We start from the raw sequence: 12785 nt of genomic DNA, 5'->3' as shown, positions 1-12785 counted from the left end.
CTTACTTGTGCTCTTTTTCGTATACCGCAAACAACATATCTCGAAACAATGTATTTAAACTCTCAATATCGATCCCTGATCCCTTTTCAATTCCTTTTACATATTGCTGATAGTAATGAATTTGTTCTTCTAAAAATTGATTCAACACATCAATTTTTAATCCAACATCTAATTCAGTACCTGCCTTTTTCTTTATTAACAACTGTTCAATTTCATCTAATACGCTACGCTCCAATGATAATTCTGTAATTAATCGATCGAATTCTACAGGAGGCAAAGTTGTTTTCTCCTCTAGCCACTTACAAGCCAAAATAGGACGCAATACATAAAAGTACTTTTTTAATTTTACATTCTCACCTTGCAAAAATTCACGATAATTTTTTGAAGCCATATGTAAGTAATGATATATCGTTGCTTTCGGATCGAAGTTCTTTTCACTCATTTGCTGAAGCTGTTCTGGAAAATTAGAGTTTTTCGAATAAAAAATGGGTGATCGAATCCATTCGAGTAAAGCTGGGTTTGACTTTGCAAATAGTTGTAACGCTTTTTTAATATCCCATCCGCTTATATCTAAATCATCACTAATCGGATACTCAATTACATCTCGTTTATCATGAATGGATAAATACCATTCTACCGGGTGCATATAAACGAATCTAACATCATAATCACTATCTTTTGATGGAAATCCCCATGCACGACTCCCTGACTCCACAGCGAATAAAATTTTCACATCATTTTCTTTCTCAATTCGTTCTAACTCCAACTTAATTTTCTCTCTCATTTCATACCCTCTCCATTTTTTGATTATTTCCTTGGAAATTCGACAAATATATTACTAAGTTTACTACATACTAAAATAGCTGTCAGAAAATTTCCGACAGCCTGTCAAAATTCGTTATTTTTTACTTGTTCTTTTCAGTTACACTAACCGCAATTCGTTCAAACTCTTTTTGGATCTCCTCTTTGTATGCATCTACTTTTGAAAAGTCCATAGCAGCAATATAAATTCGTTCTAATTTATCACGAACTGATTTCGCTTTCGCTAAAAAAGACATTGCCTCATTCATTTTTGCTTTATATTGAATAGAGACGTCACGAATTTCCTCCGCATACTTCTCATCCGTCCCTGGTGTTACAATAAGGGCATACATATCTATAATTTCATCACCTTCGCGGCTCGGAAAATATTCATGTGGTGCCGTGCTATCGAAAATCGCAAACCCTAATTCTCTTACGATCACCATATCAAGACTATTTGGATCAAACCCACAATGATATACTTCAACTTCAAATCCTTTTTCTTCTGCTGCCTTAGCTAATTTTTTGAGCATTGTTGATTTCCCAGAACCTGGGCGTCCTTTTATAAAATAACGATGTGGTAATCCTTCTGTTAAATTAGGAACAAAATCAACTGCTCCTTTCGGTGTAGCTGCTCCTAAAAACCGATGTTTCACAAGCGATTGTTTCCCAACTTTATCTGTAAATAATTTCTGAATGAGCTGCTCGGTTAGTTCGTTCGCTTTATTAAAATCAATATTACTAATATATATTTTCTCCCACTCATCATGTATAACTAATGCCTCGTTAAAACGAGCGTAAGCAGCTTGAAAAGCTTTGCTTGCTTCTGAAACAAATCGTTCAATTTCCACTTTCTGCTTTCTTAACTTATCTGAATCCCAAGCAATTCCTAAATTAATATACTCCTCGACAACTCCTGGCATTTTTGGCTCAATAACATGCGGTGATGTTCCATCAACAATTCCTACTTTTAACTTCGGGATAATGACACCATCAACCGATTTATTATCAGAAGAACAGTGTAAAAATTCAATATCATATCCCTTTTCAACCCATTCACGACCTATTACCTTAATTAAAGAAGATTTTCCCGTTCCAGGTCCACCCTTTAAAATAAATAATCTGTTTAGTCCTTTTAAATTCTCTTCATATAAATTATGAAATCCTCTAGCTGTATTTCCACCAGCATAATAATTCAATACATTCCCTGTCACTGCACTCACTCCTTCGCAGCATTCTATTTACATAAGCTACAATATGCGAGCAACTTTATTTGGGTGAATACCTATTTTGTGTTGCACAGAAAAAGGAAATGAATTACAATTTTATTATCACGAAAATTCCGAACTTTAAATTGCATATACCTTTATCAAGAGAGGCAGAGGGACCGGCCCTTTGAAGCCCAGCAACCTCAGTTTATACAAACTGAATAGGTGCTAATTCCTGCAAAATGCATTGCATTTTGAAAGATAAAACGTAACTATTGTGTGCAAAACTCATCTTTCTTGATTATGAAAGGTGAGTTTTTTATATTTCAAAATATATACTTGGAGGTATTTAAAGTGAAAGTAATTGACCTATCCCAAACATTTGAAAACAATATGTCTCAATTTCCTGGAACACCAAAAATCAATTTAGAAGCCATTACAAGCGTTGAAGAAACAGGTTATCAAGTTACAGATTTTCATTCTGTCGTTCATGTTGGTACACATTGTGATGCTCCTGCTCATTTCATTTCAGGCGCAACGACTATTGATCAATTGCCCCTAGACCAATTTGTAGGTGAAGCTGTTCTTATCGACGTAACTCATGTACAAGAACGAAAACTACCTAAAGAAGTATTACACAATGCTGACATAAAAGAAGGTGATATTGTCATTTTCCATTCCAACCTATCTAATAAATGGAATACAGAAGCGTATGAACAAGAAGCCTTTTATCTTTCTGAAGAATTAGCTGAAGAATTAGTTCAATTAAAAGTAAAATCTGTCGGTTTAGATTTCATTTCTCCTGACGAGGTAACGACAGAAACATCGCCAATTCATCACATACTACTTGGGAATAATATTTATTTAATCGAAAACTTAACAAACTTAGATGCCATTAATGCGAAACGTTTCTTTTTCTCAGCGGCACCTTTAAAAATTAAAAATAGCGACGGTGCTTTCGCAAGAGCATTCGCTGTAATTTTTTAAACAAACTATACAAAAAAGCAAAGATCATCATTGACCTTTGCTTCTATTTCTTTTATTTAAACTAAGAAAGAATTGCTCAACGCGAGGACGTAACCAAGCTAAATAATCTTTCTCTTTCTTCTTTGTACAAGCTATTTCTTCCCCATCGACCATTCCGACAAGTTCTAGCTCTAACAGTTGCCTCGTAAATGCTAACATATTTATTTCTTCTTCCGGATACTCTTCTTTTAATTTCTCCTCAATTTCCCCTAATAAAAAACCGTCACGCATCATTGCCAATGCATCAATCCAAAGTGGCGGCATTTCATATTTTTCTCCTGTAATTGTATCTTTTACAATATAATTCTTTTGCTCTTTTCGAAATTGAATCGCGTGTAAGCATACAGTCGAATTTAATGTTAATTCCATCATACCACCTCTTTCATAATATCTGCATAGAAAAAAGGATGCGCGTGCACCCCTTCTTTTTCTAACACTACCGAACCGTTACATGAATAACAAATCTCATGTCGATATTTTCCTCTATTATAAACGAAGTATTTTATAAAAAAAACCCTTCTCGAAACATTTTATAAAATGTTTATATTTACGCAACAAGAACACTTTTCTGAAAAATATTTTCTTCTAGCGCATTATGCTATCGGTAAAAAAATCTCCACCTTCATTCCTAGCTCTCCGCTACTTTGAATCGCAATACTTCCTTGCTACTCCTCATGATCAATACAAAAACTCTACATATTATCTCATTAAATGATAAGGAAATTACTTTCAGAGCAATCTGTAACCTTATAACGAGAAAAGGAAGGAGATTTCCCCTTCCTTTTCATCACAATTTATATCCACCTTACTCGATCATGTAGCAATCCATCCGTAAAGTCATTTCCACCAACTACAAAATCATTCATATATAAATTCAAATATTCTCCGTACTTACTTTCTGTATTTAATAATAATTCCTCTACATAATAGGCACCTTGTTTAAAGTTATCGAACAGTAAACTACACAAGCCAGCATAAATGCCACATCCTACTTGGAAGTATGTCGCATTCGTTTTATATTTATGAAAAACTTGACTGCTATTCATCACGTTATACATATAGGTCTCGCTATTTTCATAAACGAGTAATACACCGACTAGATCCTCGCCCGCAATCTCTTCTTCGGCTGGATTAAATACTTTACGATTCCAATTCCATAGATCTTCTACCTTATCTAAGTTCTGTCTAATTATATTTGTTGTATACTCGTTAATTCGGTAAAGAAACCCTACTTCCATGTTAAAGTTTTTCCCTAAAATTAAAACTTCCTCATGCGGCATCAAACAACCATAAAATTCTTTCTCTCCCAACTTTACTTTATACTCTGAAGCATATACATCTTCATAAAAGTAAAGAGGACGATGATGACTCATATACATCGGATAACTCCATATCGCTTCATCTAGAAATCGCTCTACTGCCCATGAAGCATACAGTGTATGAGGCTTTATAAGTGCTGTATCATTCAAAAATGACGTATCATGTTCTACTATATAGCATGCTCTTGGCTTTTCATTCGGGCGTTCCTTCATAAGTTCAACAACCATCCATTGAACGACACCTGGATTCATACCTGAGCCTATAATTGCTTTTGTATTTTTAAATTTATCTTTTTCCTTCTCAAATCTCGTATATCTTTCCGTAAGCTGAAAGCCGATTAAACTATCGTCCTGATCTACTGCCTCGTTTTCCAAAGCTGAATTAATATAACAAATTCCAAGTTCATTACAACAGCTTAATACTCTGATCGTATCTGCCCCTGAAACATCAATCACAACGCTCGTACTACTTTCTTTTAAATGTTTTTTAAATGTCACTACATCTTGGAGATCTATTTCGGATAAAAACAATTGATCTTCCAAATTTGGAAACAACTCGTCATAATACGTCCTATCTTTTTGTTTTATATCAACCAAATAAAATGTAACATTCTTTATCACTTCATAAATCGGGTCTTTTTCATTTACTATCGCTTGATTTAAAATCGCTAAAACTGCTTTTGCTGCTCCACCAGCACTACCAAGTAATGTAATCGATAACGAATTTGGAAACTGCTCCACCAACAAAACCCCTTTAATATATTAGTTAAGCAGTTCTCCCTCAAAAAAATAAATTGAATACATCAAAAGATAGCTCGTACATATTCTTTATAATTTAGTACAAAATTTCCTCTTCAACAGCCATACTAACATATTTATATTCAATTCATTTTTCCCCTCATATTCAGATCAAGCTAAACAAATAGGCTCGACCTTTTCTTCTGCATATAAAAGAAAAAGCCAGCCCTTTCAATTAACTTACGGACAATGGACAGATTTTACATGTTGAATATTTACATACATTTTCGCATCACGCGCTTTTAATATTTCAATATGCCCTTCATCAATCTTCGCCATCTTTCCGATTTTATTATATTCCTCACCTAAATCGAACACCATAATTTTTCCAAACATTTTAATAAGTTGTTCTTCAAACGTTCGAGCTAACGTAATATTTAAGGGATTCACGGGGAGTTCATTTTTATTGAGGGCGTAAGGCACTTGATTTTCTTTATACGGAATTAACCATTTCAAGTGTTTTAAAGATATATATACAGTTTTATAAACTGGACTATAAAAAACAATATAATCGTTCATTACACTTGTAACATACCCATGTATTGGAGCATTTCCTGCTACATAAATTTCCGTAAAAATCCCTTTGGAAGTACTTAATACTTTCCTCAAAGAAATTGAAGGTGACTCTCTCTTAATTACAGAATCCACATCTGGTTTTAAGATTTCTTCATCATGTGATCGTAAAAATTTATAATATTGTACATGGTATAAAGATATATATACGTAGTCTTGTCCATTGTAAAGAACAACGATATCATTTCCTACGTCTATTAATACACCTTTAAACCTTTTTTCACCAATTAATTTAACATATATATTTTCTCCAATACTTTTGTTTAACTCATTCATCTATATCCTCCTTCCTATGAATTTCTTCTTTCCTGTCTTTCATTTCTAAAAAAATAATCAGGGCAAAGTTCTGTTTTAATAGTAAGTAATTCCTTTTCATACTATTGAAATAAGAAATTGTTCTTCTCTTTCCCTCATAATGCCCCTCTTATTTATTAAACATTATTCATCTTCATTCTTTTTACATTTAACTACTTGACTCACACTCTTAATATGAGACTTAACTACATAAATCACTTCATCGCAGTTTACTAGTGTAATGCAGCCATGGTGTACCTCACTTAACAAACCTTCCACACATTCTGGACCACCACGATTAATTTTTACCCACTTATACTTCAAGTCTTTTAATATATCTAGAAAAGTATCCTCATCAGAGCAGAAACATGAACTATAGCAATCACCACATTTACTTTCTTTTACTTTCTTAACTAGACTCTTCACATGCTTCAAGTGATAATATACTAATTCACCATGTGGTAATTGTAACGTTAGATAATCTTTGCCTAACGATACAAGCTCACCAACTCGACTTTCTGGTCCGCGAAGGTTTACTTTGACAGTCTCACCAACTAAACATTTAATTTGGTCACAACATAATACATTCTCCAATTTCGTATCCCCCTTTCTTATTATCTTCCTCTACTTGATTGTCTTTGTGCACGAGCACGACCTGAATTATTGCTACTTTCCTTACTATCGTCGCTCTCATCGCTCTCTCCACAAGCTAAAGCATTATAGTTAACACTTTTAATATGCTTTATTGCAATTAAGATAATTTCTTCTTTTACGATTAATGTTACGAAGTCACAAGAAACATCTTGTAAAATGCCTTCCACTTTCTCTGGACCACCGCGATTAATTTTCACCCAGCAATATTTGAAACTTTCAAGCAGTTCTTCAAAGTCTTCTGCACAGGCGCAATCTTCCCACTCGCAATCACTTGATCCACATTCTTTCGCATTTTTTGTGATACTCTTTAGATGTTTAAGTTGATAGTAATAAAGTTCACCTTTTTCATTCTGCAATACGAAGTAGTCCGGACATACTGATATTATTGTTCCTTTTTGAGATTCTGGACCACCCCTGTTTACTCTCACAAAAGATCCAATTAAGTCTTTCAAAAAATCACAATGAAATAAACTCACGAGAAAACCCCTTCCATTAATTTATAAGCTTTTGCACTGATAGTATATGTATCTGTACAGGTTACGTTCTCTATGTTTGTCCTAGCTAGAAAAAAATATGCTTTTAACATGGTAGACTACTACCTATCAAAATTTGAGGAAAGGCTAAGAACTCCTTATGCTTTTAATATCTTTAAACAAAAAAATCCCTTATGAAGATACATTTCTGCATATCTTCATAAGGGATTTCCCATAGTTTAATCTTCGTCTTTAACATCCATATCTTCTGGAATTGGTTCGTTCAATATTTCTTCCACTAATTGCTTATATTTCTCCATTTGTTCTAAATGTGTATTGAATTGTTCTTTATTTAATAAATATTGCTCTCCATCAAATAGTGCACGAATTTTCTTTTGCTGAATTAACTCTTCAATATACGACTTTGGTAAATTCAAATACTCCGCAGCTTCTTCTACTGTTATATACAACTCGTTCATTCCTTTATTATTTTTTCCTATATACTGTATCTTACTTTATTTTTGTAAACAAATAAAAAAGATTTTGTAAATGCAACCTAAAAAGCAGGTAGATGCATTCCATATATTGTATAATAGTGTATAGTAAGAATTTTTTAAATATAGAATGGTATTACCCATTTACACAAAGGAGAGTTAACATATGGCTACTCGTCACATCATTACAATGTTAGAAAAAACATTACAAATTGAAACAGAAAACACAATTTCTCATTTAACTGCATCTTTATCTGATCGTATTCTTTCTCAAAGCGTAGCAATACAGGAAAACAATTGTTACCATACAATTGGAGAATGGTACAAAAATCATTTCTTATTCCAACAAGATGATTTCCTTTGGGCTAAATACGTTTTCTATGACGCATATTGTGAGGAAATAAAAAAACAAGGTCATCTTACAAAACGTGTTCGCCAAATATTAGAATCATTAGCTCGAATGCATGGAAAACAGTACATTGCTTCTATATTAAACATGCCATTTCCTAACGAACGAGCTAAAGGAACAGCATAATGTAATACAGTTCTGCGTCAGCAAAACATAGATTCATTATTTTCTAGGAAGATTCACAAATAAAATGTTCATGTCACATGAACTGATGAAACCGGTGTCATTATAATGATTGAAAATATAGTAAACAGGAAAACCCCCATTTACCTCTCTCGTCATTCGAATAGAGAAGTAAATGGGGGGATACTTGTTCCTTTACTATTTCATCATCTGCTTAATCAATTCTCGATTTCTCTTCTTAAATACCTCATTATGCGAAGAAACCATTCCATACTCACTTGCATCTGGCTGAATAAATTGTTTCGCTTTATTCACAGCATTTCCAGCATCTTGGAATGCTCCCGCAATTAAGTGTAATTTTCCTTCATGCTTTAAAATATCCCCAGCAGCATATAATCCGTCTACTGAAGACTCACTATTTGCATTCCCTGCAATATAAAAATTATCTATAATCGCAACGTCTAACTCACTATTTTCTAATAATGTAATGTCACGTTCATATCCATGATTAATAATAACTTCATCAATAGGTAAATGAGAAACTTCACCTGTCTCATGATTCGTTAATTCTACATATTCAATCGCTTCATGACTATCACCAGCAATTAATTTTGTAATCGATGTATGAAAGAAACACTCAGCTGAGCTGTTCAGCAGTTGCTTCACTTGTGCTTCATGACCAGATAATTCTTCTTTTCTATATGTTACATATACTTTTTTCGCGATTGGTTCTAATTCATTTGCCCAATCAACGGCAGAATTTCCTCCGCCGGAAATAATGATCGTTTTATCTTTGAAACGCTTTAAAGACTTCACTGTATAATTTAAATTCGATACTTCAAATCGCTCAGCACCTTCAATTGATAACTTTTGTGGTTTCAATATACCACTTCCAGTTGCCACAATAACTGTTTTTGAAAAGTGTTCTTTTCCATCGTTTGCTTTTAACGTAAAAGTGCCATCTTTATTACGAATAATCGATTCTACTTTTGTATTTAATACAACTTCCGGCTTAAATGTTAACCCTTGTTGTACAAGTTGCTCAATTAATTTATCACCTGTAACTGGTAATAGTCCTCCTACATCCCAAATCATCTTCTCTGGATAAACATGTATTTTTCCACCTAACTGTGGTTGAAATTCTATTATTTTCGTTTTCATTTCTCTGAGTCCACTATAAAAAGCTGAATAAAGCCCTGCAGGTCCTCCGCCTATCACAGTTACATCAAACAATTCTTCTCGATTCATTCGTGCTCACTCCTCAGCTACTAATCATTGATTATCATTCTCAATAAAATATAACCTGTTTCCGCAAAATTTACAATTAAAATTACTATTGACAATACAACTAGATAAAATTATATTATTTAATGAATCAATAGTGATAATCATTATCAATTTGTTAATAATTAGAAAATTTGAGATTACATCTTCTTTTATTAGTATGGTTAATACTATATTGTGACATCTCACATTCAAAATTTTTAATAAACATTTTGTATTACCACTACTCTTTCAAAAAGATTGCAGTTAAACAAATTATTGTATACACATATCATCTATTTAAAGGAGACAGACGATGAAAAAGTTATTTATTTCACTAACAGTTCTTTTCGTCCTTGTTATGAGCGCTTGTAGCAATGGCTCTACAGACAAAAAGAACGATGCAAAAGGTAGTAAATCAGAAACCATTACATACCAATCTGAAAATGGTAAAGTAGAAGTTCCTGCAAATCCAAAACGCGTTGTTGTTTTATCATCATTCGCTGGTAACGTAATGTCATTAGGTGTAAATCTTGTTGGGGTAGATTCATGGTCTAAACAAAACCCACGTTTTGATAGCAAACTTAAAGACGTTGCTGAAGTATCAGATGAAAATGTTGAAAAAATCGCTGAACTAAATCCAGATTTAATCATCGGTTTATCAAATATTAAAAATGTTGATAAGTTAAAGAAAATCGCTCCTACTGTAACATACACTTACGGAAAAGTTGATTACTTAACACAGCATTTAGAAATTGGTAAGTTATTAAACAAAGAAAAAGAAGCAAAAACTTGGGTTGATGACTTCAAGAAACGTGCACAAGAAGCTGGTAAAGAAATTAAAGCAAAAATCGGTGAAGATGCTACAGTTTCTGTTGTAGAAAACTTCAACAAACAGCTTTATGTATACGGCGAGAACTGGGGCCGCGGAACAGAAATTCTGTACCAAGAAATGAAATTAAAAATGCCTGAAAAAGTAAAAGAAAAAGCATTAAAAGAAGGTTACTACGCATTATCTACTGAGGTATTACCTGAGTTTGCTGGTGATTACTTAATCGTAAGTAAAAACAAAGATACTGATAACTCATTCCAAGAGACAGAATCATATAAAAACATCCCAGCAGTAAAAAATAATCGTGTATACGAAGCAAACATGATGGAATTCTATTTCAACGATCCACTTACATTAGATTTCCAACTAGACTTCTTCAAGAAGAGCTTTCTTGGTAAATAATACAAACATGAGGAATTCTTATTTTAAGAATTCCTCTTCCTTTATTCTATGAAAAGAAAAGATGTGAAACGAATGACAAAAGAACATGACAATACACGTTCTATAGCTTTTACATACAAATTAATTTTAAGCATAATTGCATTCTTTCTTATTTTTATGGTAGCAATGGTATTAGGTGCTGCAGATACTTCAATAAAAGACGTATGGTCAGCACTCACTTCCTCCGCTAAAGGGGATAAAATATCTATCATTCGCGAAATACGTTTGCCCCGTGAAGTTGCCGCTATTTTTGTAGGAGCTGGACTTGCTGTTTCTGGAGCAATTATGCAAGGATTAACAAGAAATCCACTTGCAGATCCTGGATTACTCGGGCTATCTGGTGGAGCAAATGCTGCGCTTGCACTAACACTTGCTTTCAATCCTTCCATCAGCTATCTTTACTTAACATTAGCTTGCTTTATCGGTGCTGCCGTTGGTGCAATTATGGTATTTGGAATTGGTATGGTGAAAAAAGGCGGTCTCTCCCCTCTTCGAATTGTATTAGCTGGTGCTGCCGTTTCAGCATTTCTACTCGCAATTTCAGAAGGAGTCGGCATTTACTTCAAAATTTCACAAGATGTATCACTTTGGACTGCTGGAGGCGTAATTGGAACTACTTGGAGCCAATTGAAAGTTATTATTCCAGTCATTTCAATTAGTATCTTTATCGCTATCTTACTAGCAAAAAAATTGACAGTTCTTAGTTTCAGTGAAGAAGTGGCTATTGGACTCGGTCAAAAAATTATTGTTATTAAAACCATTCTATTTATCATTATTATCTTACTTGCAGGTGCGTCTGTAGCACTTGTCGGAAATATGGCATTTATCGGTTTAATGGTACCTCACATGGTACGCCCAATTGTCGGTCCAGATTACCGATTTGTTATACCGATGTCAGCAATTGCTGGGGCTTCCTTTATGCTACTTGCAGATACAATCGGACGTACCATTAACGCTCCGTACGAAACACCAGTTGCTGCTATTGTCGCAATTGTAGGATTACCATTCTTCCTATTCATTGTACGTAAAGGAGGAAAAATGTTCTCATGATACCATCTATTCTAAGAAAACAACGTCTTATCATACTCGCTTTACTTATACTAACCATTACAACTATTGTAATTGGAATGGGGCTCGGTTCAGCATCTTTATCTTATGATCGACTACTCCCAACGTTAATGGGACAAGGAACTTTTAAAGAGGAGTTCGTTTTATACTCTTTAAGACTACCTAGAATTATCATTACATTATTAGCTGGTATGGCTCTCGCTTTATCAGGAGCTATTCTGCAAGGAATTACCCGAAATGATTTAGCTGAACCTGGTATTCTCGGAATCAACTCTGGGGCCGGTGTTGCTGTTGCTATTTTCTTTTTATACTTTCCAATAGATGTAGGTTCATTTCTTTACTTACTACCTATCGTTGGATTTATCGGAGCGTTTCTGACAGCTGTTCTAATCTACGTATTTTCATATAGTAAATCAACTGGACTTCAGCCGGTGCGATTAACATTAACCGGTATCGGTTTTGCATTTGCACTATCTGGAATGATGATCGTCCTTATTTCATCCGCAGATCGTATAAAAGTGGATTTTATTTCCAAATGGATTGCCGGTAACATTTGGGGAGATGACTGGATCTTCGTTTTAGCAATGCTTCCATGGTTAATCGTATTCATTCCGTTCGTTTTCTATAAAGCAAACCGATTAAACATTCTAGCATTAAACGAACCGGTCGCAATTGGCGTTGGAATTGAAATTGAAAAAGAACGCAGATACTTATTAGTGGCAGCCGTTGCGCTTGCAGCTGCTGCAGTTTCCGTAACAGGAGGAATTAGCTTTATCGGACTGATGGCTCCTCATATCGCGAAATCTTTAGTAGGTCCAAGGCATCAAATCTTCATGCCTATCGCCCTTTTAATCGGCGGATGGCTATTACTATTAGCAGACACAATTGGACGAAATATCGTTGAACCTAACGGTATCCCAGCAGGTATTGTTGTCGCTTTAATTGGTGCTCCTTACTTTATGTATTTGTTGCTTAAGAAGGCGTAAAAAACACCCTCAAGATCTTTTCT

The 12785-nt window shown here is 34.2% G+C and carries 14 protein-coding genes and 1 riboswitch; of the genes, 5 read left to right on the top strand and 9 right to left on the bottom strand.

Going from position 1 to position 12785, the window contains the following annotated elements:
• Nucleotide 1: 1 nt before the first annotated feature.
• Together PSR14_RS02480 and PSR14_RS02475 are read right to left on the bottom strand one after the other, a co-directional pair.
• Nucleotides 2-784, bottom strand: a complete 783-nt coding sequence (locus PSR14_RS02480; protein ID WP_071743008.1) for a nucleotidyltransferase domain-containing protein — start codon at nucleotides 782-784, stop codon at nucleotides 2-4.
• Nucleotides 785-905: 121 nt separating this feature from the next.
• Entirely contained in the window at nucleotides 906-2015 is a 1110-nt protein-coding gene (locus PSR14_RS02475; RefSeq protein WP_000147495.1) for a PRK06851 family protein, read from the bottom strand.
• Nucleotides 2016-2164: 149 nt separating this feature from the next.
• Nucleotides 2165-2277, top strand: a riboswitch (SAM riboswitch).
• 86 nt (nucleotides 2278-2363) lie between these two features.
• Here PSR14_RS02475 and PSR14_RS02470 point away from each other — a divergent pair.
• A complete protein-coding gene (locus PSR14_RS02470; RefSeq protein WP_000862960.1) occupies nucleotides 2364-2996 on the top strand; it encodes a cyclase family protein in 633 nt (210 codons plus the stop codon).
• A gap of 27 nt (nucleotides 2997-3023) precedes the next feature.
• On the opposite strand, the gene PSR14_RS02465 is transcribed toward PSR14_RS02470, so the two are convergent.
• The 6 genes from PSR14_RS02465 to PSR14_RS02440 form a co-directional block, all read right to left on the bottom strand.
• The gene (locus tag PSR14_RS02465) at nucleotides 3024-3404 is read right to left on the bottom strand and encodes a hypothetical protein (protein WP_000424100.1); all 381 of its coding nucleotides are present in this window, start codon (nucleotides 3402-3404) and stop codon (nucleotides 3024-3026) included.
• Between the two features lie 425 nt (nucleotides 3405-3829).
• Nucleotides 3830-5095, bottom strand: a complete 1266-nt coding sequence (locus PSR14_RS02460; protein WP_000434741.1) for a hypothetical protein — start codon at nucleotides 5093-5095, stop codon at nucleotides 3830-3832.
• A 237-nt stretch (nucleotides 5096-5332) separates the two neighbouring features.
• Nucleotides 5333-6001, bottom strand: a complete 669-nt coding sequence (locus PSR14_RS02455; RefSeq protein WP_098487269.1) for a DUF2642 domain-containing protein — start codon at nucleotides 5999-6001, stop codon at nucleotides 5333-5335.
• 162 nt (nucleotides 6002-6163) lie between these two features.
• Nucleotides 6164-6613 (bottom strand): spore coat protein, encoded by a 450-nt coding sequence (locus PSR14_RS02450; protein WP_000432501.1) that lies wholly within the window; start codon nucleotides 6611-6613, stop codon nucleotides 6164-6166.
• A gap of 20 nt (nucleotides 6614-6633) precedes the next feature.
• On the bottom strand, nucleotides 6634-7149 hold the full coding sequence (locus PSR14_RS02445; RefSeq protein ID WP_000051521.1) for a hypothetical protein: 516 nt from the start codon (nucleotides 7147-7149) through the stop codon (nucleotides 6634-6636).
• Between the two features lie 236 nt (nucleotides 7150-7385).
• Nucleotides 7386-7625 (bottom strand): helix-turn-helix domain-containing protein, encoded by a 240-nt coding sequence (locus PSR14_RS02440; RefSeq protein WP_001004507.1) that lies wholly within the window; start codon nucleotides 7623-7625, stop codon nucleotides 7386-7388.
• Nucleotides 7626-7806: 181 nt separating this feature from the next.
• Between PSR14_RS02440 and PSR14_RS02435 the strand changes: the two genes are divergently transcribed.
• Nucleotides 7807-8175 (top strand): hypothetical protein, encoded by a 369-nt coding sequence (locus PSR14_RS02435; RefSeq protein ID WP_000235473.1) that lies wholly within the window; start codon nucleotides 7807-7809, stop codon nucleotides 8173-8175.
• A 195-nt stretch (nucleotides 8176-8370) separates the two neighbouring features.
• Here the strand turns inward: PSR14_RS02435 and PSR14_RS02430 are convergent, their stop codons facing one another.
• Nucleotides 8371-9420, bottom strand: a complete 1050-nt coding sequence (locus tag PSR14_RS02430) for an NAD(P)/FAD-dependent oxidoreductase (protein WP_073536170.1) — start codon at nucleotides 9418-9420, stop codon at nucleotides 8371-8373.
• A 331-nt stretch (nucleotides 9421-9751) separates the two neighbouring features.
• Between PSR14_RS02430 and PSR14_RS02425 the strand changes: the two genes are divergently transcribed.
• From PSR14_RS02425 to PSR14_RS02415, 3 genes are read left to right on the top strand one after another with little or no spacing between them, the layout of a single operon-like run.
• Nucleotides 9752-10669, top strand: a complete 918-nt coding sequence (locus PSR14_RS02425; protein WP_000732578.1) for an iron-hydroxamate ABC transporter substrate-binding protein — start codon at nucleotides 9752-9754, stop codon at nucleotides 10667-10669.
• Nucleotides 10670-10717: 48 nt separating this feature from the next.
• Nucleotides 10718-11758 (top strand): iron ABC transporter permease, encoded by a 1041-nt coding sequence (locus tag PSR14_RS02420; RefSeq protein WP_000823048.1) that lies wholly within the window; start codon nucleotides 10718-10720, stop codon nucleotides 11756-11758.
• Nucleotides 11755-12762 (top strand): iron ABC transporter permease, encoded by a 1008-nt coding sequence (locus PSR14_RS02415; RefSeq protein ID WP_073541577.1) that lies wholly within the window; start codon nucleotides 11755-11757, stop codon nucleotides 12760-12762. The genes PSR14_RS02420 and PSR14_RS02415 overlap by 4 nt, the downstream gene beginning before the upstream one ends.
• The last annotated feature ends 23 nt before the right edge of the window (nucleotides 12763-12785 follow it).

Origin of the sequence: Bacillus sp. A01H (assembly GCF_045277205.1) — a bacterium.
Taxonomy (GTDB): domain Bacteria; phylum Bacillota; class Bacilli; order Bacillales; family Bacillaceae_G; genus Bacillus_A; species Bacillus_A paranthracis.
The sequence above is the reverse complement of the archived record's forward strand: the minus strand, read 5'-3'. Positions and strand labels throughout refer to the sequence as shown.